Origin of the sequence: Gracilibacillus ureilyticus (assembly GCF_900111195.1) — a bacterium.
Classification (GTDB): Bacteria; Bacillota; Bacilli; order Bacillales; family Amphibacillaceae; genus Gracilibacillus; species Gracilibacillus ureilyticus.
In genome coordinates this window covers 1-25,988 of the sequence record NZ_FOGL01000005.1, presented here as the reverse complement: position 1 = coordinate 25,988, position 25,988 = coordinate 1, and the positions used below count along the sequence as shown (strand labels likewise).

The window sequence follows — 25,988 nt, the reverse complement described above, 5'->3', positions numbered from 1 at the left end:
TGCACCCCTTATTTTCGAAAAGCAAGTCCTTTTTTCATCTCTTCGATTACTTCATCGCTTTCTTCTAATGCCATTGCTGCTTCGATCTTTTTGAAGCCGTCTTCTTCACCAATCTTACCTATTGCCCATGCTGCTGTTCCCCGTATAACAGGCCGCGGATCTTCCTCCATTAACCGAATTAAATCTTCCATTGCACTTGTTTCCTTATAATGCGCAAGTGCAAGAATGGCATTTCGTTGTATTGGCTTCTTTCCACGCCATGAACCTGCCATTTTTCCAAATTTCTCTTTAAATTCACGATTAGATATATTAAGTAAATCAACAAGTCTTGGTTTCACCAATTCCGGATCCGGCTCGAATTCCTCATGAAAATGTAAATCTATCCCTCTGTTATATGGACAGACAACTTGGCACGTTTCAAATCCATATATTAGATTACCTAATTTATCCCTGTGTTCATCAGGCATAAATCCTTTTGTCTGTGTTAAGAAAGCAAGACATTGCTGGGCATTTAATCTCCCCGGTTCTACCAGCGCCCCTGTCGGACATGCATCTAAACATTTTGTACAGTCACCACAACCATCATCTAACGGTTGATCAGGCGGGAATGGGATGTTCGTTATCATTTCTCCTAAATAGATATAGGAGCCTAATTCAGGTGCAATCATTAAAGTATTTTTACCACTAAAACCTATCCCTGCTCGCTCGGCAACAGCTCTGTCAGATAATTCTCCTGTATCCACCATAGATCGGCATGTGAAACCTTCCACCCTGTCCTTAATAAACTCGGAAAGCTTTTCCAATTTTTCATTCAGTACTATATGGTAATCTGTACCCCATGATGCACGGCAAAACATTCCCCTTCTGTCCCCTTTAACACTTTTCGGGCTGTTCTTCATTCTGGTAGGATATGCGAGTGCAATAGCAATGATCGATTCAGCACCTGACAACAGCAGAGATGGTTCAGTCCTTTCCTCAATCGTTCCTTTTTCGAACCCTGACGCGTATCCTAATTCCTGTTGTTCTTCCAGCCTTGCCTTAAACTGGGAAAAAGGTGCCGCACTGGCAAAGCCTATTTTATCAATACCAATCTCTTTACTATATGTGATTATCTCTTCTTTCAGCTTTTCATAAGCCATTACACTCACCTCCCAGTATTATTTCAGTCTCGCTCCCCTCATCCGATTAAGACATGCTGCTATTTCAAATCTTCTCGGTCTTGCTAAGTCACCTGGGTGCTGATTTGGAAATGGTCCAAATATCTGTATTCCCTTCTCATCCATTAAGGATTCCAGATAATCGAGTAATTCCGCTAAAGTCCTTTCCTTATCAAGGATCTTCTTTTTTTCCAGATAACTGATAATCTCAGCAATCATATTAGTTTGTGAATTATCTATTAATTGTTCTACATAGCTTAAATCTACAGTAGTTTTACCCATGATAATTTGTGACAATCCACGTGCCTGTACTTTCTTTTTCTTGCCTTTATAAACTGCTAAACTGTCTCGCAGGAACACTCTTTGGGCCAATGACAGTGGATTATTAACCGTTTCAAAGGATCGATTTAGCGGATAATTCCTGACAATAGATTGCGTTTCAGCTGTCACGTTATATGGTTGGTACTGATCCATCATTATTACATCATTACTAACGTCAAAATAGTCCCCAGATCCGCCCATCACCAGAATGGTAGATATGTTCCTGTCGACGTACAATTGTTTAATCTTATCAATAAAAGGAGTAATAGGTTCTTTAGATCGATTGATAAGTGCATTCATACGAGCATCCCGAATCATGAAATTGGTTGCGCTTGTATCTTCATCTATTAGCAATGCCGATGCCCCTGCTTCCAAAGCTTCCACCACATTTGCCGCTTGGGAGGTGCTGCCGCTAGCATTCTCTGTTGTAAATTTTTTTGTATCTTGTCCGTGAGGTAGGTTATTGATAAACATGGATATATTTACAGCATTAATTTGTCTGCCATCCTCTGCTCTTATCTTAACCGCATTTTCATCAGTTAAGACATACTCCCTGCCATCACCCCTGATATGGTGATAAACGCCTCTTTCAATAGCTTGTAACAACGTACTCTTTCCATGATAGCCCCCGCCAACAATCAAATTAATACCTTGCTTCACTGCCATCCCTGTTAATGGTTTATTTCTGTGAGGAATGGCCATTTCCACCCTATTTTCTTCAGGGCTTTTAAAAGGGACAGCACTATTTAATGGCTTGTTACTTATTCCGCTCTGTCTAGGTAATATAGAACCATCTGCAATAAATGCAATCCATCCATTCCTTTTCATCTGTTTACGTATTTCTTTATGCTGGTCAGCTAAATGAGCACTTTCGGTTAATTCTTCCTCAGATAAACTAAAAATCGAAACACTTAAAATGGACGGTAAATGCTTAAAAAATACTCTTTCGGCCTCTTGACCATTTATTCTGCGGCCATTAGCGGGTAATCCGATAGAAAAGCAAATAGTTATTTCATTACTGCCAATCATTACAGCAGTTCTTTCCAGAATTTCCTGTCCAGGTCTATCAATATAAATTAATCCGCTCTTACCAGATCCTTTTGCCTGAGAAGATTGTTTTTGAATCGCCACTGCTACAGATCTGGCAATACGATCAGCTACATAGATTTTTCTATGTTTATTTTCTCTCCATTCCTTCCGAATCGGCCGAACAGCTTCAGGTATAACAATCCGTATTCGGGACGGAGAGGCAAAAGGATCCCCCTGTACATAATCTATATACAATTGATACTTCGAGAACTTATAATTTCCCTGAATAGACTTGTATGCTTTATAGCCTTTCCCATCAATTCTCTTTAGGTGATTTTGTAACGTATTCACAATTAAAACTCCTCATTATAAATATCTTCTTATAGAATACATTTACTAAAGCATTAGAGGCAAATAAAAAACGTAATGCTTCATTAAAAACGAAACACTACGTTCACACCTATGTATGGAGCGGGTGAAGGGAATCGAACCCTCGACATCAGCTTGGAAGGCTGAGGTTTTACCACTAAACTACACCCGCATTTATTTTATAAAACTACAACTTTACTAAATATTCAGCAATGTTTTACAATTCCTTAACAAAACCACGTTTTAAATTATAACAATGACAAATCATTAATGCAAGTAATTTTTCAAAAAAGTTTAGTAATATTCATTACGGGTATCATACAAACAAATACTTATGAATGGGAGCGAAATATATGATTTGGACAATTATCGGTATTTTACTATTAATTTGGATTATTGGGTTCTTATTAGATTTTGCTGGTGGAATTATTCACATTCTATTGGTGATAGCTCTAATCGTCTTTATTTACAAAATGATAAAAAGATAAAAAAGCGGCGAAATTTGCCCGCTTTTTTTATGTGAATTTATATAAATAATAATAAACTAAGTGCCATTACTGCCATCCCTGTTATTAGTCCATAAATGGAAGTATGCGCCTCGTCATACTTTTTCGCTGCTGGCAAAAGCTCATCGAGTGAAATAAACACCATTATTCCTGCAACAGCCGCAAAAATAATACCAAACATCATATCAGTTAAAAATGGCATTAAGAATAGAAAAGCAATTAACGCACCGACAGGCTCAGCTAAACCTGATAAAAAGGAAAGTTTAAATGCCTTTTTCTTATCACCTGTTGAGTAATAAATGGGAACAGAAACTGCAATCCCTTCAGGTATATTATGAATCGCAATAGCTACTGCAATCGCGAGTCCCAGCGCCGGATCCTGAAGTGCGGCAGTAAATGTTGCTATACCCTCCGGAAAATTATGAATAGCAATAGCCAAAGCGGTAAATGTCCCCATCTTAAGCAATGCTGCATCTCCATTCGCCGACTTTTTATTATTCATATCCTCCACCTTTTTTATATTATGAGGATTACCTTGAGAAGGAATAAATTTATCAATAAGGGCAATTAATAACATACCAGCAAAAAAACCGATAACCGTTAACCATTGACCAAGTACATCACCTGTTGCATCTATTAAGGCATCCTGTGCTTTAATAAATATCTCCACCATGGATACATAGATCATCACACCAGCAGAAAACCCTAATGCCCATGATAAAAATTTAGTATTCGTAGTGGATGTAAAAAAAGCTAGTAAACTCCCAACACCTGTTGCAAGCCCTGCCATTAACGTTAAGCTGAATGCTAATACGATACTGTCTATTTCTGTCATATACCAGATACACCTCTCCCTGCAAAGTGAAATAACTAGCTAAAGTAATATATGCAACTTCAGCAAAAAGTTTCACTTACGAAACATCTTACTCTTCATCTAAAAATTCGTCAATCTTTTTACACAAAAAAACGCCCACCTTTAAAATGAGCGTTCTTCATTATTTATCCCTGTATGAATACCAGTCTGCAATTCTGTCAACATCATCCAGTTCCAACTCTCTCACAATTAGGTGCCGGCCTACGAATTTGTTCAATATTGCCGTATCCAATGTGGCAAGCTGTTGTTTCCGATGAAGAATATGCTGCTTTTTCTGAAAAGATTGTAATCTTCTATGTTTAACTAAGACAGTATCACGGCTTAATAATCGATTTTGAATAAAGAGATTTTCCCCTTCAATCTTGTAACCAATCGTTTTATACTGAAAATACCCTAATAAACCAGCCAGAACAGTAACAATTAATGGAGCTAGTATCCATTGACTGAAGTATATTGCCACAGGAATGAGAGCAAGGAAAGGAAAAATCATCATTCTGAATAAATAGTAGGGTAAAGCTCTCTTTGGCAAATTTGTCCAGTTTATTTGCTTGTATTCATACTCTGGAAGCAGTTTGTTTAGAAACTCTTCTACCTTTTGTTTTCTAATTAACGGATAAAGTAATGTATGAGTCTCTGTACTTTGACCAACCTCTCCGCTGGCAATTTCTACATATAATGTTGCCAGACCTAGCGGCTGTCGAATAATTGACTCTTTTATTCCAACTGCCTGAATTCTTTTTAGTGGTATAGTAGATTGCTTCTTCTCCAGCAATCCTCTTGTAATGAATAATTCTTTTTCATATCTGGTGATGGTAAAATTCCAGTGTTGAATTACTGTTAGCACTATACCCATTGCCCAGAGAATAATTAACGTTATTATAGATAATACAATCAGCACTTGTAATGCCTGGGAAAAAAGCCAGCTTGATGCCTGATTATATAGTTGATCGGGTATAAATGTTTCTACTTCCGAGAAAGCCAGACCAAACAGCCCTAATATGATCCCAAAGCTTCCTGAAGTCGAACCCGCTAGCAAAAGGGCTTTAGGCGAAATGGTCTCTGAAGGATATTTAAGCTCATTTGTCTGCTCCTGCTCCTGGTCATCTGTAATATCCTCTTCAGTTACAAATTGTCTCTTATATTTTAACTGGTCATGAACCAGCTTCCCCTCTTCCATCGTTACCGCATGAAGTGAGGCATCAATCTTATGATCACTGCCAGCAGTTTCAATCTGAACCTTTGTCAGTCCCAGAAGTCTGTGCAGAATGTTTTGTGACAGGTCAATCGATTGAATTCGATGTTTGGAAATCGTCCGTTTCTTCCTAATAAAAATACCTTGTTCAATTCTAATCTGGTCATCCTCTAATTGGTACGTAAATCTTAACCACGTTAAAACACTTATCAGAATGATTAAAACAATAAATACTACCGCACCCATCATAATATAGAACCAGGCACTATTACCAACTGCCAGAATAATTATTGGTAATAAACTGAAAATAGATTGTCGAATTGTTTTAAAAGCAGATAAAATCATCGCAATAGGGTGCAAACGTTTTGGCTCAGACATCATCTTGCTCCACCCTCGCTAACTTAGAAATTTGGTCACGTAAATCTGCTGCTTCCTCTTCCATCAAGGCTGGAATTTCATGCTTGGTTGCCGCAGTAGATATTTGCAATGTGGAGAGACCATATTTTTTCAGTATTGGTCCCTGTTCTGTGTCCACATGTTGCACACGGATCATTGGGACAACGGTTCGCGTGACAATAATTATCCCGTGCTGAATATAAATTTCCTGGTCATATATTTGATAACGCCAGCGTTTCCAGCGTATCTTAGGTATAATCAATGCTGTAATGCTCCATTCAACTACCGAAAAAATCAGCAACCCTATTCCAATCCAGTGATTAATGAAATCAAAATAATTGGATACAATAAGGCCGGCGATCCCTAAAATCAACGGTATGATTGCATATAAGTGTGCTGTTAACTGCCATGCTTTTACTGCATCTTTTGCAATTCTCTCAGATGGTTGTTCGCGCATAAAATAATCCTCCCTTTTGACATTCTCCTCTTTGTACGTATTTGCGGATGAAAATGTTTCACTTCAATTGAGATATTTGATCAAAAGTAAGGATTTTTCCACATAACCTTTCAAGCAGGTGGCGATCGTGACTGATAACTAAAAGGCCAATTTTCCGTTGTTTTGCTATTTTTATGAATGCTTTCCATATGGCTGCCTGAGAGATTGGATCAAGCATTGTGGTCATTTCATCTGCTATAATATAGTTTGGATTTGTCAGTAAACAACGTGCAATGCATACTCTTTGTAACTCACCCCCTGACAGTTGGAGAGGAAATCGCTTTAGCCATTCTTTTTCTATACCAAATAACTCCACAATTTCACTGTCAGGCTCTCCTGCTTCACGTAACACCTTCTCAATACGCCATTTCGGATTTACCGCCTGCTCAGGGTGCTGCCATATTAGCTGAACCGGATGGGGCTCACCTTTCTTTTGTTTGATAGAAACTTCCCCTTCGTCAGGAACATCATACCCGGCTAGTATTTTTGCAAAAGTAGTTTTTCCTGCTCCGCTTCTGCCCATTAATCCAATGATTTCACCTTTATTAATAGAAAACTCCAGATTCCTGAATAAGGGTGTGGACTTGTCAACATAGTAACTTATATTTTTAGCTGTTAACATACTGGATCACCTGGCAACGAAAATTTATTTTCCGGTAGTGCATCCCAAAGCGCTTTTGTATACGGGTGTCTCAGTCGGGACCCTTCTTTATCAAAAGCAGTCTTTACAGCTAATTCAATTATTTCTCCATCGTGCAGGACTGCGATTTTATCTGCTGCTTCCATCGCCGCGTGGAAATCATGCGTAATCATTAACATTCCTCTTTCTGCTGATCGTACTGATTTCAGCAAGTGTAACATTTCAGACCTTGCTTGTTCATCTAACCCTGGAGTCGGTTCATCTGCAACAATAAGGCTTGCACTGCTTATCAGTGCTGATGCCACCAGTACACGCCTGGCTTGTCCACCAGATAACTGGAACGGATACCGGTTGAAAATGCTGGACGGTAGTTGCAACTGTTCAAGGACTTTATTTATTCTATTTGTCTCTTGCGAGAATATTTGTAATTGCTTACCTATCTTCATTAGAGGATCCAGTGCCTCTACTGATTGAGGAATTAACACTATTTCTTTACCATTCAATTTTGGAGAGATCTCTTTATTTTCTACTTTCATCCTGCCGCTGTATCCTATATTCTCAGGCAACACATGAAACAGGGCCTCTGCAAGTAAGCTTTTCCCTGATCCGCTAGCACCGACAAGAGCAATAATTTCCCCTTTATTAACATTTAAAGTGATGTTGCGCAATATTACCTTTTGGCTGTTTTTATGAAAAATTCGTAAACCGTTAATCTCTAACAATGTTTTCATGCGAAAAATCCTTTTCTAAATAACTTTTCCATGCTTTTGCACAAATTTGAAATAATAAAATGATAATTAAAAGAATTAAACCAGGGAAGAAAGCAAGCCACCAAAAGCCTGTTGACAGATACTGCATTGCTTCTGACAGAATAATCCCGATTGCCGGTTGTTCTGGCGAAAGTCCAAATCCTAAAAAAGTGATAGATGCTTCATGTAAAATCGCATGTGGAAAAATTAGAGTAAAACCAACCAGCATTTGTGGAAGTAAATGCGGCAAATAATGATGACGTGCTTGCCACCAGAATCCTTTACCCAGTTTTTCTGATATTTTTACATATTTAGTTTCTTTTAATTGAAGGATTTCTGCACGTAATACTCTTGTTAAGCTTGGCCAATGGGTTAACACTAACCCGATCACTACTCCTTTAAATCCTCCGCCTAATGTGAATGATATCAGTATGAGTGTGACCAGATGAGGAAGACTAAGAAACAAATCGGTAAGCCAGCTTATTAGCCGATCCAGCCATTTGTGCATTGATGCAAGCATTGCCGCTAAAAAGCTGACAATAGTAGATAATACAGCTGTCAGTAAGCCTACTGTAATACTTAACTCTATTCCCTTCATTGTTCGAAGAAACATATCCCGTCCCAACCAATCCGTGCCAAATAAATGGCTAAAACCGGGCGGTAAATTTCTTTCCTCTAATTGGATACTTATTTTATCCGGATCTATCAGCATTGAGATAACATAAAGAAGGACTAACAGGATAACAGGGAGATACGTCCATTTTTTCATAAACGTGATTCCCCTTTCCTTTGTCTGAGTCTCGGATCTACCACTGTATATAGCATGTCTGCTAAAAAATTCCCTAAAAAGACAAAGCATGCACTAATAATGACAACCCCTAAGAGTAAGGGTATATCCCCATTCAATCCAGCATTTACAATAGCCTGGCCTAGACCCGGGTAACTGAACACCTGCTCGGCCAGGATAGCACCACCAAATAATTCGCCAAATGATGCAAAATGCACGGATATGGCTGGCAGTATCATGTTTCTTACCCCATGCCTCGAAAAAAGCTTCAATCCCTTTAATCCATTTGCTCTTGCTTGCTTTATAAATGGCTGCTCTAAGACATCAAGCAGTTTTTCTCTTGTGTGCAGGCATACATTAGCTATACCAATAATACTTAGCGTTAATGCAGGTAATATGGCATGATATAGACGGTCAAAGAATGAGACCTCGTAGGATAAATCGCCGATAGGCGCACTAAGACCTACAGGCAATATACCAAGCCATACTGCAAAAATCATTAATAATATTAAACCTAACCAGAAACCAGGGGTAGATAACAAAATATAACAGTACCCTCTAATAACTCTGTCTATCCATGTCTCTTTCTTCATTGCAGCAAAGACTCCTAGCAAGATTCCGATTATGCCAGCAAGAACCCATGCTATCCCCATTAGTAAAAAGGAAGATATAAAGCGATCAGCTATTATATCCTTTACTGGTATCCGATAGATTAATGAAACACCTAAGTCTCCTGAAATAATACTGGCAAGCCAGTGAAAATACTGTACAAACATTGGTTCATTTAAACCCCAGTAGTCCTCTATAGCAGCCCTTTGCTCAGAACTGATAATTAACATATCTGCACCGATATATGCACGGACTGGGTCAATTGGTGATATGCTTACCAAAGTAAAAGTAATGAAACTAACTGCAACTAGCAGTAGTAGTAAATATAATATTTTTTTTCCAATAAAAGTGACTAGTTGCATAATTTTTCTCCCTTTTTACTCAGCAATTGACCATTCTGTAATAAAATCCGTTATCGGCCAGCCATGACCATGGGGCTGCACTTTCTGTTCGCCAATGTTTATATCTTCATTTACATAATATATATGGTTCAAGTTAACAAGCCATACCCAGGGGGCATCTCCTTTTGCACTAACCCCCGTTTGGCCATCCCATTGTATTTTTCTCCAGTTTTCGTTTGCTTCTTTCTCGGATAATGCGTGGATTGCTTTGTCCAGATACTCGTCTATTTTTTCATTTTTATAATAATTGCTGTTGAAATACTCAACACCCTGCATGCTTGAACTGTACAAGGAGTAAAGTTCTACTGGATCATGACTGCCCCATCCCATCATCACAGGGTTGGCGTGCATTAATTTCTCCAGCTCTACCCAACTCTTAGCTTCAGTTTCAACCATTATCCCAAAGTTTCTCATTTGGTCAGCGAATACAAGGGACAAAGATTGACGTAACTGATCTCCTGATGGGTAATAAAGAGTGAATGCTGCTTTTAATCCATTTCTTTGATAAAAACCATCCGTTCCTTTCTCCCAACCAGCTTCTTTCAAGATCTGCTCCGCTTCTGCCGGATTATGGTCCACTACCGCCTGATCATTTCCCCACGGCAAGCCATCTACACTGGAATATGCTGTCGTTCCTTCGCCATTAAGAATACCCTCAACCATAGCTTCCCGATCTACAGCCATATTCATTGCACGCCGGATAGCGGGATCTGCTGTCACTTCATTGCCAACTTCTTCCCCATCTTCATTAGTAAAAGGTTCCGTTACAGGTAACATTACCCCACGGTTATCCACACTCTCAAGCGAAACACGTTCCATACCAGGGATTTCCCCTGTCGCAAATGTAATTGGTAATGACAAAACATCGACCTTTCCTGCTTTTGCAGCAGCTAATGCCTGATCTTCTTCCGCAAAAAGGAATGTTAAACGGTCAAATTCTAAATCCCCTCCATAATAGTAGGGATTTTTTTTCACAATTAATTGCTCTCCTTTTCGCCATTCGACCAGTTGATAAGGACCAGAGCCAATTGGTTTTTCGCTGTAATCCTGGTCGTATGCATGCTGCGGAACGATACCAAGCGTCTGAAGTGTTGTGATAAAAGTGGACTGAGGTCTTGCCAGGTGAAAAGCTATCTTCTTATCACTGATTTTTTCGATTTCAGTCAAATTTGTTAAATCAACAACAGATTGTGACTGCTTTGCCGTTTCAAAAGTGAAAATGATATCATCTGCTGTTAAAGGCTCCCCATCCGAAAATTTAACGTCACTTTTTATTTCTACTGTCCATATAAGCCCGTCAGCTGAGACTTCATAATTTGTTGCAAGATCTTTTGTTATATTTAAATCCTGGTCTCTCGATAGGAGAGTGCTTTGAAATAGCGGCGATCCGTACCTCCCCCATCCTGTAGTCGGATCAAATCCGGATTCCGGTTCACCACCAATTGCTAATGTCAGCTGGTTTTCAATATTATTATCAGGCCGGTCTTCCGATTCTGCGATCTCTTTGTCACCACAAGCTGTTATCAATAACAGAAGACTTAAAAGTAACAAAATGCCTGCTTTTATTTTCATTTCATTGTTCTCCCTCATTCTAAAAAATTTTCCTATTAGTGGCCAGTCGATTCACATACGGAGAAAAACCCCGTTTACTGAACAGGGTTTCACGGACAAATTATTGTGATATTCACTTTGGAGAATACTATTTGTTTATCTTTTCATCACTTTAAGTAAGCTTACATTTCGAGAGACAATAAGTATATACATAGTAGATACTTATTGTCTGGTGATTATTTTTGTTTATTGGCAAGTCTGTGTATCAATACAGCGTTATAAGCTCCGCCAAAGCCATTGTCAATGTTCACAACGCTAATCCCTGATGCACAGGAATTTAGCATCGTTAATAACGCCGATAAACCTTGAAAATTGGCCCCGTAACCTATACTTGTTGGTACTGCAATAATTGGGTGTGATACCAGTCCGCCTACAACACTTGGTAAGGCACCTTCCATTCCGGCAATTACAACCGAAACTGTCGCTTGCCGGATTTCATCAATATGTGCGAATAAACGATGAATGCCTGCTACACCTACATCATAAAACCTTCTAACTTCTAACCCGTAAGCTTCTGCTGTTAATGCAGCTTCTTCCGCTACTGCTAAATCCGATGTACCTGCACAGACAATGGCAATATACCCGTTGCTGTATACAGGTTCACCCGAATTCATCATGAATAGAAGATTAGCAATTTCATGATACTGAAAGTCCGGCAATGTTCTCTGGATTGCTTCTGCTTTTTCTTTATTCACTCTTGTCACAAGGATATTTTCCTTTTTCGCCATCATTGCCCGGGAAATATCGATAATTTGTGTCGATGTTTTTCCTTCTCCAAAGATAACTTCTGGAGAGCCTTGCCGCTTTTTGCGATGATGATCCACTTTCGCAAAGCCTAAATTTTCAAAAGTAGCTAATTGCTTTGCTGCTGCTTCTGCACTTAACTGTCCCGTCTCTATTTGCTTAAGAATTTCTTCTAACATACTTTCACAACCTACTTTAAAAGAATTTTTCAATATCTTTTGCTAATTGCTGATAACGCATAAAAATTTCTTTATATTTTTCATGATTGGACATATTTGGCTGAACTACCTGGTCTATTGGAATGTTCTCTTTAATCTGTTCAAAGGATGCAACTTTATCAATCGCAACCAGGGCTGTCCAGCCTGCTCCCCATGCAGCGCCATGATGGGTATCAGCTAATTGAATTTCTTTCCCAAAAACATCTGCCATAATCTGCACCCATAATGGAGATTTGGAAAGCCCGCCATTCACAGAAATACTTGTTGGTTTTCCTGCTATGGCTTCTAATGATTGTCCAATTTGATATAAATTATAGACGATCCCTTCTAGAACGGCTCTAACAAGATGTGGTCTGCGGTGTGTGACATTTAGTCCATAAAAATTCCCGCGAGCTTTTTGATTCCAAACTGGAGCACGTTCTCCGTTTACGTACGGGATGAATAGCAATCCTTCTGCACCAATCGCAATATTTTCTGCTCCACTAAGAAATTCCTCATGAGTTCCTTTAAATTCCATCATATCTTTTAACCATTGGAGAGCAATTCCTCCATTGTTAGTCGGTCCGCCTATAATGGATGTCCCGGCTGTAAAGGCATAACTGAAAGTTTCCCCATTATCATTAACATGCTGACCTTCTATCAATTGTCTAATCGCACCACTTGTTCCAACTGACACAGCAACTTCTCCTGGTTTAATAGCTCCATTACCTAAATTCGCGAGTTGGCCATCGGCAGCTCCAATTACTAATTTCGCCTCTTTTGGCCAATTCAACACAGATTCTATTTCCGTATTTAGACCATCCAGGACTTCTGTTGGCGGCACAATTGTCGAGAGCTGTAACTCCTTAACACCGGCTTGCTGTAATACTTCTTTGTCCCATGATAATGATTTTATATTCATTAATCCAGTGGCGGAAGCCATTGAATAGTCTACTAGCCTTTTTCCGTACCATTTGTAAATAAGATACTCTTTCATTGACATAAAATATGCTGCTTTCCGGTACGGTTCATAATTATTCTCTTTCATCCAGATTAGCTTCATAAATGGTGACATTGGATGGATAGGAGTACCTGTTCTAGTATAAATGTTTCTTTTTAAGTCTGCATCCATTTTTTTTACTAATTCACTGCTTCGCCCATCTGACCAGATCAGCATATTAGATAACGGTTCTCCATCTTCCCCTACACATATAAGTGAATGCATTGCACAGGATATACCAATCGTTAGCACTTTCTCATTTTTAGTCTTCATAAAAATATCTTTTAGTACTTCCCGTGTATACCTCTCAATAATCGCAGGTTCCTGTTCCACAACGCTTTCCTGCGGATAAATGGTTTCGATTAATTTTTCTGATTCTTGTATCACATTACCTTTTAAATCAAATGCCACTGCCTTTACACTTGTTGTACCTAAGTCAAGACCTATAACTAACTCCTTCATTCTGTTTCCCTCCAAATAGATAAACGACAAATCTTCTATCATTATAATAGAAAAGCCAGACTTGCCGCTAGCCCTTTTAGCTAATCATGTTTTTTAATCACACTTATATACTCTTATTAACACGAAAAGCTTTGGAATGATCCAAAGCTTTTCAATGCTTAAGCTTATGATAATGCACGATTCATGCTGCCGCTTTTATAACCTACTAAATCCATCGTAACAAATTTATACCCGTAACTTTGCAGTTTCTCTGTTACTCTTTGATGATTTGCAAGTAATTTTTGCATATCTTGTGGTTCTACTTCAATTCTTGCAATCTCTCCATGGGTTCTTACACGCACTTGTCGTAACCCTATCGTTTTAAGAAATGCTTCTGAGCGATCCACCTTCGTTAATTTCGCCTGGGTTATTTTTTCTCCGTAAGCAATTCTAGATGATAAACAGGCGAATGAAGGTTTATCCCAAGTAGGCAGTCCTAATTCTTTAGATAATTCTCTAATTTCATTTTTATATAAATCCGCTTCCTGTAGTGGTCCTCGGACACCTTGTTCTTTTGCTGCTTTCATACCCGGGCGAAATTCGTTCATATCATCTGCGATCACGCCGTAAACAATGTTACGGAACCCTTTTTCCTGCATAATAGGCACTAAATGATCAAATAAACTGGTTTTACAGAAATAGCAACGATTTTGATTATTTTCCGTATATCCAGGTATTGCTAATTCACTTGTTTCAATCACCTGATGGTTTGCACCAATATGTTCTGCAAGTTTCACAGCCTCTTCTAATTCACTCGTCGGGTATGTTTCCGAATCAGCTGTCACTGCAAGAACATTTTCTTTACCCAATGTATCTATTGCTGCTTTTAATAAGAAAGTACTATCAACACCACCTGAAAAGGCAACGACAACTTTCTTCATATCATGGAGAATAGAAGTCAATGTTTCGTATTTTCTCATAATATCCATTCTATCTCCTCCTAACGGTTTCATTTATATATTATATCGTCATTGCTCCAAAACCGCCATCTACTCTGATAAATGTTCCTGTAACAAAACCGCTCGCTTTATCAGAAGCTAAATATACTGCGGCTCCTTGTAATTCTTCTGGCTCTCCAAAACGGTTCATCGGTGTATGATTCATTATGGAAGCAACTCGCTCTTCACTTAGTATTTTTCGATTCTGTTCAGCCGGGAAGAATCCAGGGATAATGGCATTTACCCGAATATTATTTGGTGCAAATTCGCGTGCCAAGTATTGTGTCACACTATTCATTGCAGCTTTTGAAGCGGAATATGTGAATACTTTTGATAATGGCGTTGTGGAAGAAACAGATGAAATATTAATGATACTGCCACCGCGGTTCTGTTCCACCATTTTCTTTGCAAAAATCTGAGTAGCAAATACGACCCCTCTTAAGTTAACATCCATTATTTTGTCCCATTCTTCTGTTGCTAAATCTAAAAATGGGGTTGTACTGTTCATACCAGGTGCATTAAGTAAAATATCCCATCCGCCAGACCACTCTTCAATTTCACCAGCAACTTTCTCCACTGTAGATAATTCACTTACATCTGCCTTGAAGGCTTTCGCTTCTCCTCCATTTTTGTTAATTTCCTCTGCAACATTCTCAGCTGTATCCAGATTACGTCCAACAATAGCAACTTTTGCCCCGTGATCTGCTAAACCTTTTGCAATTGAACTACCTAAAGTACTGTTTCCCCCGAGTGCTACAGCCACTTTCCCCGTTAAATCAAATAATTTGCTCATTTATATTCTCCCCCTCGTAATTAGACTAAATTTCCTTCTTCATCAAACTTTAGTTCATACAAGTCTGTAAGTTTTGTTAAGTTATCATTCTCTTCAATTTCCTGTAACATATTCTCAGACACTTCAATTTCCCCAATTTCTAAAGTGTTCTTTATTCTTACGACTCGTGCCTTTGTAAAATCGAGAATATTGCATGTTTTAATTGCCGCCTGAATAGCTGTCTTATCTGATGGCATTGCTGTTGATATATGAGTAGGTCCTACCACTGTTGATGTAAGGCCATTTGCATACGTAGTTGCCGTATCCATCTTATCTACAAGTTTTTGTGTCGTAAAATCTGCTGTACCTACCCCGTTAGCATTACCTTCTGTTTGTTCCGTCAAATCCAAAACAACCATTTTGGTAACCTCTGGCCCGCCATATGCATATGGCGTCGGGTAGCGTCCGGTAATATTCGGATCCATACCGTCACCGCTTATATTTTTACCGATCTCATCAATTACCAGCACATCTATCTGATCAAAGAATAATTTAGGCAGAGAAGCTTTCGCCAACTTTTGTAAATCTGGTTCTTTTTGTTCAATTTCTTCCGGCAGAAGCACTTCAAGTTTTGCAACTTTATCAAATGCATTCTCCACTGTTGCAACCGCAAACATAATTGGCATCTTTTCGATTATAATTTTCGCCATTGCAGGTACATGCTCTGCCATATGTTTAAAGCCTAACTGGTGACATGCTTCGGCCCCTTTTTGCTTACCAAGTCCGATACTGATCATCTTCATAATCCCACTCTCAACAGGACCGCGGAAGGCAGTATGTGGCTTAATGCGGTTAATAACAACTATCCCATCCGCTTCTGAAGCTATTTTATCTACGTATATTGGTAAACCGTTTTCAAGTTGGTCTATCTTAATAACTTCCATGGATGAACGTATCTCTGCCCCCACGACATCTTCTTTTACACCTAAATGCTCCAGTACTGCTTTTTGACCAGGTCCAGTTGCCCCGCCATGACTTCCCATACAAGGAACAATAAATGGCTTTGCCCCGTGTTTCTTTAGGTAATCAATCGTTACTTTCGTTAATTCCACCAGACGGTCCAGCCCACGTGAGCCTACAGCAACAGCGACTTCCATTCCTGGTTTAATCTGACTTTCCAAGCCTTTTTGTTCCAACTGATTGTTTAACTCTGATCCAAGATCGTCAATTTGCTTATCATCAAAACTCTGTTTGATTTTTACCATTTTAGGTATCGGTATATCCTGGACTAAATCATGTAAAATACTCATCAGTTTCACTCCTCATAAATATATAAAGTAGTATATCATTTAATTGTTTGGCGCTCAAATTAATTATGTCAGAAAAAAATACGTGACAGATAAATAACACCAGTTACTGTTAACATACTAAATATGGTTGAAAACAATACAGTTTGTGCAGCAAAGTCGGGATGGCTTTTATATTCTTCCGCTATAACTGCACTGTTAACAGATGTCGGCATGGCGGAAGCAATAAATAGTGCCTGAGCTAAAGTGCCTTCAAGGTTAAATAACCAGATTATTAACAATGCTATGGCTGGGCCACCTATCAGTCTTACTAGAATACTAACGTATATGGAGATTAGCCCTTTTTTAAATTCCAGTTTCGCCACCTGGGCACCAAGTGTCAATAAAGCGAGCGCTACCATTGCGTCTGCTATATAGTTAGCTGATACATATACCGGCTCTGGTACTTGTACATTCCATGCATTTAATAGAACACCAGATAACATCGCATAAAGAACAGGCATTTTAAAATACCCTAAAGCTGCTCGAAGCTTCCCTTCACTTGCTGCTCTTAATGTAAAAATACCATATGAGAATAAAAAGATATTTTGTAATGTTAACATTATCACCTGAATCGACATTGCAAAAGGATCACTTTTAAATACAAGGTCATTAACTGGAACGCCGTAGTTACCAGAATTAAAAAACATGACACTGTTAGCGAAAGTATTCCGTTTACTACCTGTAATATGCATCACTTTCGCGATCAGTATCGCAATAATATACAGAAGTGCGACAAGCAGAAGGAAGAACCCGAATACTTGTAAAAATAACTCAAGCCCGAAAGTTGCTTCATACAGTTTTACAAAAATAAAACCAGGTACTAGAAAGTAAATATTCAGCTTTGCTAATGTGGATAGATCTAATTTGAATTTTAAGTATAGGTAATAACCTATTGCCATCAATATAAAAACCGGGAGTATAATATCCTTAAAGATGATTAAAAACTCTGACATGACAGCCTCCCTTCCCATAGGAACCAAAAATAACAACGTTGTTATTTATATATTAGCACACTCTTAACCAAAAAGAAACAGTATTCTAAATTATTATTGCAAGACCGGAAGGCGATAGGCTGTGGTAATATAATTACTAATTTGATATACTGATTCTAAATGTCTATTATTTTCTCTTTTTTATTTGTTTTATAAACAAAATAATTTCACTCGGAGGTTAGTTAGTTATGTTAACGGGAGATGGAGCGTATATAAAGAAAATTAATCGCCAATACATATTAAAGGTGATCTATGAGGAGGTCAAAATCTCACGGGCAAACTTGGCTAAAGTAACAGGACTTAATAAAGCAACTGTCTCTGTCCAGGTAAATGATCTTATTAATGATGAACTAATATGTGAAACAAGGGAGGAACATAACGTTGTCGGCAGAAGACCCATCCTGTTATCCATCAATGAAAGCGCTGCATTTTTCCTTGGTATAGATTTAGACTATGATTATATCTTATTTAACATTACCAATCTTAAAGGAGATACTGTTAAATATGAAAAAATCGAATTAAATACTGATATTTATGAAGAAATTGCAGATTTAGTAGCAAACAGAATTAAGCATTACGAACAGGAATACAGCTGGGCGAAATTTGGACTAGCCCAAACTTATATCGCTGTTCATGGTACAGTGTCAACGGATGAAGTAATTCATTTTATCCCAACATACCAATGGCGCGACAAAGATTTGAAAGATGACTTAATTCAAAAAGGGATTAATTATTTGCATGTCGAAAATAATGCGAATTTAGCTGCATATGCAGAAAGAGTTTTTCATTATCATACAAGTGATAACTTAATACTCCTTAACCTTTCTTCAGGTATTGGATCAGGAATTATTATTAATGGGGAATTACATCGCGGTTTTCATGGCCATGCTGGAGAAATGGGACATATGATTATTTACCCCAAAGGAAGACCCTGCCGGTGTGGCAATGAAGGGTGCTGGGAAAGATACGCATCTGAGCCGGCTTTCTTTGATTATGCGAATCGATTATTAGATCATCGTATTTATACAGAGCAAGATGTAACGAAACTAATTGAAGTAAATAATGATGAGATCATAACAGCATTAAATAAGTGGATTGCAGATATTTCAATTGGAATTAATAATATAATAAACCTGTATAACCCGGAAATGATTGTACTAAATAGCCCAATACTTGGATCTTACAAAAATTCTCTCAATGAAATTAACAAGCATTTAACGTCATCAGTATCTCATTACAGGGATATTGTGATTTCAGGACTTGGTGCTAAGTCTGCAGTAGTCGGGGCATGCGCCATGGGGATACAGAATTTCCTGGAATTACCTGACTTGTCATTAAACGCTACGAATAATAGTGTTAGTGCATAACTAGATAAAAACTCACGATACAGAAATCGTGAGTTTTTGTTTATCTTTGGGGTAACAGTTATTTCATCCACTCTGTATGGAAGACGCCTTCTTTATCTTTTCTCTGATAAGTGTGCGCTCCGAAATAGTCACGCTGTGCCTGTATTAAATTTGCTGGCAAATTCTCTGTTCGATAACTGTCATAATAAGCAATCGCACTAGCAAATGTCGGTACAGCGATACCATTTGCAATTGCCACTGACACAACTTCACGCAAGGCAGACTGATATCCTTCCACTATTTCTTTAAAATATGGATCAAGCATTAAATTGGCAAGTTCCGGGTTCCGGTCATAGGCATCTTTTATTTTTTGTAAGAAATGAGCACGGATAATGCATCCTCCACGCCAGATCATTGCAATTTCACCGTAGTTCAGGTTCCACTCATTTTCATCAGAAGCCTGTCTCATTTGAGCAAATCCCTGAGCATATGAAGTAATTTTGCTCATATATAAAGCTTTTCGAACCGATTCAATGAGCGCTTTCTTATCCCCGTTAAAGTGAATAGAAGGTCCGCTTAATTGTTTACTCGCTGCAACCCGCTCTTCTTTCAGTGCGGAAATAAAACGAGCAAATACTGATTCGGTAATCAACGGAAGAGGGACTCCTAAATCAAGAGCATTCTTGCTTGTCCATTTCCCTGTACCTTTTTGACCAGCTGTATCCAAAATAACATCAACCAGCGGCTTACCTGTATCTTCATCTTTTTTCGTGAAAATATCAGCGGTGATTTCAATTAAATAACTATCCAGTTCACCCTTATTCCACTCTGTAAATACTTCATGAAGCTCATCTGTAGTCAACCCTGCTACATTTTGCAAAATATAATATGCTTCAGCAATTAATTGCATATCTCCATATTCTATGCCGTTATGGACCATTTTCACAAAATGCCCTGCACCATTCGGGCCAATATATGTAACACATGGATCTCCATCTACCTTCGCTGAAATGGCTTCTAGGATCGGTGCAACTAAGTCATAAGCTTCTCTCTGACCGCCAGGCATAATGGAAGGTCCTTTTAATGCTCCTTCTTCCCCGCCAGATACTCCTGTTCCAATAAAATGAATACCTGTATCATCTAATTCTTTGTTGCGGCGAATTGTGTCAGTAAACAGGGTGTTTCCGCCATCAATCAGAATATCACCTTTCTCTAGATATGGCTTTAGTGACTCAATTGTCGCATCAGTTGCTGGTCCCGCTTTCACCATTAATAATATTTTTCGAGGTGTCTCTAATGATTGGACAAATTCTTCAATCGTTCTTGCACCTGTGAAGTTTTTCCCTTTTGCTTCCCCCTGTAAAAACGCTTCCGTTTTTTCGTAAGATCTGTTAAATACAGCTACAGAGTGACCTCTACTTTCGATATTCATGGCTAAATTTTTCCCCATTACTGCTAAACCCACTACACCAACTTGCTGTTTCTCCACGTATTTCTACCCCCTCATTTAATAAGTTTGTTTAGTAAACAAATAATATTTATATCTTAAAACTATTTAATGATAATTGCAAGCAGCTCTATTATTTTATCTTTTCATTGTAAAGTGACATGGTGTCATATATAATAAGAGGTGACACTGTGTCACACTCAGGAAGGGGATTTTCCTATGAAAAATCAACTAGCCAATATTAATATACGACAAATAAAAACCGAGTTAATGAGATTTATGATGGCTTATGAATTTGCCTTGGAAGAAATAAATACAAAAATAAATATTCTCCAGAAAGAATTCGAGTATGTTCATGAATATAATCCAATTGAGCATGTGAAATCGCGAATTAAATCACCAGAAAGTATTATTAAAAAAGTAAGAAAGAAAGGTCTGCCTTTAAATATCTCCTCCATTCAGGAAAATATCAGGGATATAGCAGGAATAAGAATCACCTGTTCATTTGTTACTGATATTTATCAAATTGCTAAAATGCTGGAAAAACAAAAGGACATCACAGTCATGGAGAAAAAGGATTATATAAAGAGGCCAAAACCGAATGGCTATAAAAGTTTACATTTAATTATACAAATCCCTATCTTTATGTCAGACCGCGTGGAAAATATTTATACAGAAATTCAGATCCGTACTATTGCGATGGACTTCTGGGCTAGTTTGGAACATAAGATCTATTATAAATATAATAAAGAAATACCCGATCACTTAAAAAGAGAACTGAAAGATGCTGCAATTTCAGCAAATGAATTAGATGAGAAGATGGAAAGAATTCACCGGGATATTAGTCAGTTAAAAGAAGCAGATGGAGAAGTAGTGACAATGGAAGAAGAGTACCAGTTTCCGGCAGATCTCCTCATGCCCCTATTAAATGATTCTTATCAGAAAAAGGAGTGACAGGGGTGCCTAAGTCTACCTTTTATAATTTACCTTCAGAGAAGAAACAGATTCTTATAGAAGCATTACAACACGAGTTTTCCAGAATGTCTTTAGCAGATGCTTCTGTTGCAAGCATCATTCATTATGCAAATATTCCAAGAGGAAGCTTTTATCAGTATTTTAAGGATAAAGAAGATGCCTTTTATTACTTATTTGATCAACATATCCATATGGCCCTGGACACTTTTTTATGGATTCTAAAAAAACACAATGGGCACTTGTTTGATGCTATGCCAGATTTCTTTCAAGTAATTATTTCTGAAAAAAACAACTTTAGATTTTTTGAAAATGCTTTATTAAATATGAATCACCGCATGGAAAATTCTTTTACTAATATATTCACTGATGAAATGAAATCTGGTCATTATAAGAAAATTACCAGTATCATTAATTTCCGTGAATTAAGATTAAATGAAAATGAAGAAATAATACCACTATTAAAGCTGTTATCTATCATTACAGTCCATGCTATGATAGAAAAATATTCTAAAGACTTACCATTAAATACTGCAGTAAATAATTACAACAAACAGCTGGAATTAGTGCAAAACGGTGTGATGAGAGATTAACATTATGGAAACTCGTGACCATACTCTCTTCCGGCAATTTCGGAATGGAGCATGGTCTTAGAGTAACTATCCTTCTAGATTGTAGTAATCACTGGTCCCTCTTTAGTAAGAATAATGGTATGTTCCATTTGAGCAACCAGACTTCCTTCCGTTGCTATTGTCCAACCGTCATCCTCCTGATATACCTCTTCTTCTTGTGAGGAAATAAAGGGTTCAAAAGCGATAACCATGCCTTCTTTCAATACCTCATCATCCCAGTTATTTTTAAAATTGTATATATGATCAGGCGCTTCATGGATTGCTCTTCCTATACCATGACCAGTAAGGTTTTTAATAACGGTTAACCCATTGTCTTTTGCTGTTTGATATACAGCATTTCCTATATCACTGATTTTAGAACCTGGATTAACATGTTTAAGTCCTTCATCAAAAGCTTTCTTTGCAACCTGGCACAGCTTCTTTTGTAAATCTGTTCCTTTACCTACCACAAAAGAAATTCCAGTGTCGGCAAAGTAACCATTTTTTGATGCGGAAACATCGATGTTGATTAAATCCCCTTCCCTGATTACATAGTCACCTGGTATACCGTGAGCTACCTCTTTATTCACACTAATGCAGGTATATCCCGGAAAGTCATATTCCCCTTTTGGAGCTGATATCGCTTCTGCCTGCTCAAAGCGTTCTTTTGCTATAAGATCAAGCTCTTTTGTAGTAATCCCAGGAGCCGTTCTTTTCACAAGTTCATCCCTTATTGTCGCAACTATCTTTCCAATTTCCTTTAACCCAATAAAGTCTTCTTCCGTTCTCGCAATCATATGTTAACCTTCCTCTTCATAGACATTTATTAACAATAATTAATTATCCTTCACTTTTCTAAAAAAATCAAACTGTTCCCATCACATCAAAAGGAGACCGATTATGATTATTCGTGTTAGGCAAGGTGACTCATTGTGGTATTACAGTCAGTTATTTAACTTACCGCTATCATTAATTTATGCTTCAATTCCAGATAATTCTCCTAATCTGTTATTTGCCGGTCAACAGATTAACATTCCAGGTTATGTATCTCAGGCTTATATTATTAAACCGAAAGATACACTATGGAATATTGCACAGAAATTTAATATACCATTAGATAGTCTGTTCCTATTGAATCAGGACACCTCTTCTTCCTACTTACAGCCCGGACAGCAAATTCTTATTCCTGCACGTGTTACAAATCTTATCGTCACTGATATCAATCCATATACTTATGAAAAAATGATCCGTGATATTAATGATCTTACTTCTGTATATCCATTTATTCTCAAGAGGACTATTGGCAGATCTGTTCTGGGTAGAGACTTAATTGAATTAGAGATCGGAAATGGAGAAAGTGTTCGCCATATTAATGGATCATTTCATGCAAATGAATGGATTACAACACCGGTTATTATGCGTTTTATTAACGAGTATGCCCTTGCATTAACAAACAACCAGCCCATTCGAGGATTTAATTTATTGCCATATTTTGAGGCAATCAGGTTATCTTTCGTTCCAATGGTGAATCCTGATGGGGTAAATCTCGTAATAAATGGTGCAGCATCTGCAGGGAACTTAAGTGAGCAAGTATTACAAATAAATATGCAGGAAGAGAACTTTAATGAGTGGAAAGCAAATATTAATGGGGTAGATTTAAATAATCAATATCCGGCACTGTGGGAAAAGGAAGCTGCAAGGAAACCTGCTATTCCCAGTCCGAGAGACTTCCCTGGATACCAGCCTTTAACCGAACCAGAAGCAATAGCGATGGCTCAGCTGGCCCAGGAAAAGAATTTTGATCTGATGAATGCCTTTCACACCCAGGGAGAAGTTATATATTGGGGATTTGAAGGTTTAGAACCTCCCATAGCAGGAACAATAGCGAATGAATACCAACGTGTCAGCGGGTATACACCGATTCAGTATGTTGATAGTTACGCAGGTTATAAGGATTGGTTTATTCAACAATTCAGAAAGCCTGGATATACAGTAGAACTTGGTACAGGCATTAATCCATTGCCAACTGCTCAATTTGATGAAATTTACGAAGAGACTTTAGGGATTATGTTAGCAAGTTTATACGTATGAAACAGTCAGGTAAATAGAAAAAACTATTTACCTGTACCCTATTCTATCCATTTCACTATATCATTTAATGGCCGTCTCTTTTTGTCTGGCGGATCTATTTGCCTGTATCCGAATGCAGCCATTACCGAAATAGAAAAAGAGCCTTCATCCAATAACCCTTCTTCCCTCAATAATTCATTCATCTCATTTATTGAAAAGCCTTCAATCGGACAGGAATCTATACCAATTAGCGCAGCTGCCGTCATCATATTAGCAAGGGCAATATATGTTTGTCTGCACGCCCAATCGTATATCCTTCTTTCGTCCGTAAGTTCAAAGTCATTTTTTTGAAAGTTTTCGATCATGGAAAGCAAGCCTTCCACCCGTTCACCAGGATACTCGTGTACATTAATGAAATGATCCTTTAAGTAATCAGAATCATACGTTAGATCTTTCTCTGTTCGTGCTAAAAATATGACAAAATGGCTTGCATCATTGATCTTCCCTTTAGCACCCCAAGACGTGTCTCTAATTTTTTCACGTAAACGGTCGTTCTGAATAACTAGGAAACGCCATGGTTCGATACCAAACGAGCTTGGAGATAGATACCCTGCCTCTAAAATAAAGCGAAAGTCATCGGATGGAATTTTCTTTTCCGGATCAAATTTTTTTGTTGCATGCCTGAAATGGAATGCCTCTATAATTTGATTCTTTCTTTGTTTCTTATCCATGTTTTCACCTCCAGATCATACTGCTCTTATTATACATCTTAATGATGGACACACCCTATCTATATGCTTATTTGCTCAAAAAAAGAGCAGAAGTCTGCTCTTTTTAAGGTAGTTTATTTCCTGCTGTCCGGTACAACTCGTACCATTCTTCTCTTGTTAACGTGATTTCTGATGCTTTGGCAATATCTCTTAACCGCTCTGTGTTCATCGTTCCAACAACAGGCTGCATTCGAGCAGGATGTCTAAGAATCCAGGCGATAGCTACCGCAGATTTAGTTGCCCCTTTTGTTACCGCAAATTCAGCTAATTTTTGATTCAATTCAGGAAATTTATCATTATCAACAAATACCCCTTCGAAGAAACCGTACTGGAACGGGGACCATGCCTGAATAGTCATATCATTAAGACGACTGTAATCCATAATACTTCCATCCCGGACAATTGCCGGTTCGTGCAGCATATTAACATTAAGCCCCGCATCTATCATAGGGGTAAACATCATGCTTAATTGTAATTGATTAGCTATTAACTCTTGATCAACATATTTCTTTAACAGTTCAATTTGCATTGGATTATGGTTACTAACACCAAAGTGACGTACTTTACCTGACCTCTTCAGTTCATTAAATGCCTCTGCAACTTCTTCAGGCTCTACCAGTGTATCTGGCCTATGGAGTAATAATACGTCTATGTAGTCTGTGTTTAACCGCTTTAAGCTTCCTTCTACTGATGCTAAAATATGATCCTTGGAAAAGTCAAAAAAGCCCTGTCGGATACCGCATTTTGTTTGAATTACCATCTTCTCTCTTATGGAGGAATTCATGTTAATCGCTTCTGCAAAAATCTCCTCAGACTTACCGCCACCATATATGTCTGCGTGATCAAAAAAATCGATACCCAGTTCCAGCGCGTTTTCAATGACCCGATTTGCTTCTTGTTTTGTTAATTGGTCCATTCTCATACAACCAAGAGATATTTCACTTGCAAGTAAACCGCTTTTACCAAGCTCTAATTTTTTCATGCTGTACCACCTCTATATCGGAAAAATTTATAGAATCAGTTTATCACAAATGATGAATGTAAGCGAGTGAACTACTCCCACCACTTACCACCCTTACGGGTTGCTTGAAGTGGGGGCTTCTTGGGTAATCGTCCCTTTTGGCAGCTGACGAAATAGACCA

25 protein-coding genes and 1 tRNA gene are annotated in these 25,988 nt (G+C 38.1%); 5 read left to right on the top strand and 21 right to left on the bottom strand.

What is annotated here, in order from left to right; genetic code table 11:
• Positions 1–8: 8 nt before the first annotated feature.
• From queG to BMW36_RS06745, 3 genes are all read right to left on the bottom strand, one after another.
• Entirely contained in the window at positions 9–1,139 is a 1,131-nt protein-coding gene (queG, locus tag BMW36_RS06755) for a tRNA epoxyqueuosine(34) reductase QueG (RefSeq protein ID WP_089740104.1), read from the bottom strand.
• Positions 1,140–1,157: 18 nt separating this feature from the next.
• On the bottom strand, positions 1,158–2,858 hold the full coding sequence (locus tag BMW36_RS06750) for an ABC-ATPase domain-containing protein (RefSeq protein ID WP_089740103.1): 1,701 nt from the start codon (positions 2,856–2,858) through the stop codon (positions 1,158–1,160).
• A 116-nt stretch (positions 2,859–2,974) separates the two neighbouring features.
• Positions 2,975–3,048: transfer RNA gene (locus BMW36_RS06745), tRNA-Gly, on the bottom strand.
• A gap of 181 nt (positions 3,049–3,229) precedes the next feature.
• On the opposite strand from BMW36_RS06745, the gene BMW36_RS20170 reads away from it, so the two are divergent.
• On the top strand, positions 3,230–3,364 hold the full coding sequence (locus tag BMW36_RS20170) for a lmo0937 family membrane protein (RefSeq protein WP_139180296.1): 135 nt from the start codon (positions 3,230–3,232) through the stop codon (positions 3,362–3,364).
• Between the two features lie 37 nt (positions 3,365–3,401).
• Here BMW36_RS20170 and zupT read toward each other — a convergent pair whose 3' ends face one another.
• From zupT to BMW36_RS06675, 14 genes are all read right to left on the bottom strand, one after another.
• The gene (zupT, locus tag BMW36_RS06740) at positions 3,402–4,217 is read right to left on the bottom strand and encodes a zinc transporter ZupT (RefSeq protein ID WP_089740102.1); all 816 of its coding nucleotides are present in this window, start codon (positions 4,215–4,217) and stop codon (positions 3,402–3,404) included.
• A 160-nt stretch (positions 4,218–4,377) separates the two neighbouring features.
• A complete protein-coding gene (locus BMW36_RS06735; protein WP_089740101.1) occupies positions 4,378–5,829 on the bottom strand; it encodes a PH domain-containing protein in 1,452 nt (483 codons plus the stop codon).
• A complete protein-coding gene (locus BMW36_RS06730) occupies positions 5,819–6,301 on the bottom strand; it encodes a PH domain-containing protein (RefSeq protein ID WP_089740100.1) in 483 nt (160 codons plus the stop codon). The genes BMW36_RS06735 and BMW36_RS06730 overlap by 11 nt, the downstream gene beginning before the upstream one ends.
• A gap of 58 nt (positions 6,302–6,359) precedes the next feature.
• On the bottom strand, positions 6,360–6,962 hold the full coding sequence (locus BMW36_RS06725) for an ABC transporter ATP-binding protein (protein WP_089740099.1): 603 nt from the start codon (positions 6,960–6,962) through the stop codon (positions 6,360–6,362).
• Complete coding sequence (locus BMW36_RS06720) at positions 6,956–7,711, bottom strand: ATP-binding cassette domain-containing protein (protein ID WP_089740098.1); 756 nt, start codon at positions 7,709–7,711, stop codon at positions 6,956–6,958. Before BMW36_RS06720 ends, BMW36_RS06725 begins: the two co-directional genes overlap by 7 nt.
• Positions 7,689–8,498, bottom strand: coding sequence for an ABC transporter permease (locus tag BMW36_RS06715; protein WP_089740097.1), 810 nt, complete (start codon positions 8,496–8,498; stop codon positions 7,689–7,691). The genes BMW36_RS06720 and BMW36_RS06715 overlap by 23 nt, the downstream gene beginning before the upstream one ends.
• On the bottom strand, positions 8,495–9,487 hold the full coding sequence (locus BMW36_RS06710) for an ABC transporter permease (protein ID WP_089740096.1): 993 nt from the start codon (positions 9,485–9,487) through the stop codon (positions 8,495–8,497). The genes BMW36_RS06715 and BMW36_RS06710 overlap by 4 nt, the downstream gene beginning before the upstream one ends.
• A 15-nt stretch (positions 9,488–9,502) precedes the next feature.
• Positions 9,503–11,098, bottom strand: a complete 1,596-nt coding sequence (locus tag BMW36_RS06705) for an ABC transporter substrate-binding protein (protein ID WP_089740095.1) — start codon at positions 11,096–11,098, stop codon at positions 9,503–9,505.
• Between the two features lie 215 nt (positions 11,099–11,313).
• Entirely contained in the window at positions 11,314–12,060 is a 747-nt protein-coding gene (gene larB / locus BMW36_RS06700) for a nickel pincer cofactor biosynthesis protein LarB (RefSeq protein ID WP_089740094.1), read from the bottom strand.
• Positions 12,061–12,076: 16 nt separating this feature from the next.
• Complete coding sequence (locus BMW36_RS06695; RefSeq protein WP_089740093.1) at positions 12,077–13,540, bottom strand: gluconokinase; 1,464 nt, start codon at positions 13,538–13,540, stop codon at positions 12,077–12,079.
• A gap of 164 nt (positions 13,541–13,704) precedes the next feature.
• Positions 13,705–14,508: an ATP-dependent sacrificial sulfur transferase LarE gene (gene larE, locus BMW36_RS06690; RefSeq protein WP_425431926.1), complete on the bottom strand. Its 804-nt coding sequence runs from the start codon at positions 14,506–14,508 to the stop codon at positions 13,705–13,707.
• 31 nt (positions 14,509–14,539) lie between these two features.
• Positions 14,540–15,310: a glucose 1-dehydrogenase gene (locus BMW36_RS06685; protein ID WP_089740092.1), complete on the bottom strand. Its 771-nt coding sequence runs from the start codon at positions 15,308–15,310 to the stop codon at positions 14,540–14,542.
• Between the two features lie 20 nt (positions 15,311–15,330).
• On the bottom strand, positions 15,331–16,599 hold the full coding sequence (locus BMW36_RS06680; RefSeq protein ID WP_089740091.1) for a nickel pincer cofactor-dependent isomerase, group 22: 1,269 nt from the start codon (positions 16,597–16,599) through the stop codon (positions 15,331–15,333).
• 68 nt (positions 16,600–16,667) lie between these two features.
• Complete coding sequence (locus BMW36_RS06675; RefSeq protein ID WP_089740090.1) at positions 16,668–17,591, bottom strand: AEC family transporter; 924 nt, start codon at positions 17,589–17,591, stop codon at positions 16,668–16,670.
• 227 nt (positions 17,592–17,818) lie between these two features.
• Between BMW36_RS06675 and BMW36_RS06670 the strand changes: the two genes are divergently transcribed.
• Positions 17,819–18,997: an ROK family transcriptional regulator gene (locus tag BMW36_RS06670; RefSeq protein WP_089740089.1), complete on the top strand. Its 1,179-nt coding sequence runs from the start codon at positions 17,819–17,821 to the stop codon at positions 18,995–18,997.
• A gap of 58 nt (positions 18,998–19,055) precedes the next feature.
• Here the strand turns inward: BMW36_RS06670 and gndA are convergent, their stop codons facing one another.
• Entirely contained in the window at positions 19,056–20,465 is a 1,410-nt protein-coding gene (gndA, locus tag BMW36_RS06665; RefSeq protein ID WP_089740088.1) for an NADP-dependent phosphogluconate dehydrogenase, read from the bottom strand.
• A 177-nt stretch (positions 20,466–20,642) separates the two neighbouring features.
• Between gndA and BMW36_RS06660 the strand changes: the two genes are divergently transcribed.
• Both BMW36_RS06660 and BMW36_RS06655 read left to right on the top strand, forming a co-directional pair.
• The gene (locus tag BMW36_RS06660) at positions 20,643–21,377 is read left to right on the top strand and encodes a GTP pyrophosphokinase (protein ID WP_089740087.1); all 735 of its coding nucleotides are present in this window, start codon (positions 20,643–20,645) and stop codon (positions 21,375–21,377) included.
• Positions 21,378–21,382: 5 nt separating this feature from the next.
• Positions 21,383–21,988, top strand: coding sequence for a TetR/AcrR family transcriptional regulator (locus tag BMW36_RS06655; protein WP_089740086.1), 606 nt, complete (start codon positions 21,383–21,385; stop codon positions 21,986–21,988).
• Between the two features lie 74 nt (positions 21,989–22,062).
• On the opposite strand, the gene map is transcribed toward BMW36_RS06655, so the two are convergent.
• Complete coding sequence (map, locus tag BMW36_RS06650) at positions 22,063–22,803, bottom strand: type I methionyl aminopeptidase (protein WP_089740085.1); 741 nt, start codon at positions 22,801–22,803, stop codon at positions 22,063–22,065.
• Between the two features lie 103 nt (positions 22,804–22,906).
• Between map and BMW36_RS06645 the strand changes: the two genes are divergently transcribed.
• The gene (locus BMW36_RS06645) at positions 22,907–24,097 is read left to right on the top strand and encodes a M14 family metallopeptidase (protein ID WP_089740084.1); all 1,191 of its coding nucleotides are present in this window, start codon (positions 22,907–22,909) and stop codon (positions 24,095–24,097) included.
• A 38-nt stretch (positions 24,098–24,135) separates the two neighbouring features.
• Here the strand turns inward: BMW36_RS06645 and BMW36_RS06640 are convergent, their stop codons facing one another.
• Positions 24,136–24,807 carry an NAD(P)H-dependent oxidoreductase gene (locus BMW36_RS06640; protein WP_089740083.1) on the bottom strand — a complete coding sequence of 224 codons (672 nt, stop codon included), beginning with the start codon at positions 24,805–24,807 and terminating at the stop codon, positions 24,136–24,138.
• 103 nt (positions 24,808–24,910) lie between these two features.
• Positions 24,911–25,828: an aldo/keto reductase gene (locus tag BMW36_RS06635; RefSeq protein WP_089740082.1), complete on the bottom strand. Its 918-nt coding sequence runs from the start codon at positions 25,826–25,828 to the stop codon at positions 24,911–24,913.
• Positions 25,829–25,988 lie beyond the last annotated feature (160 nt).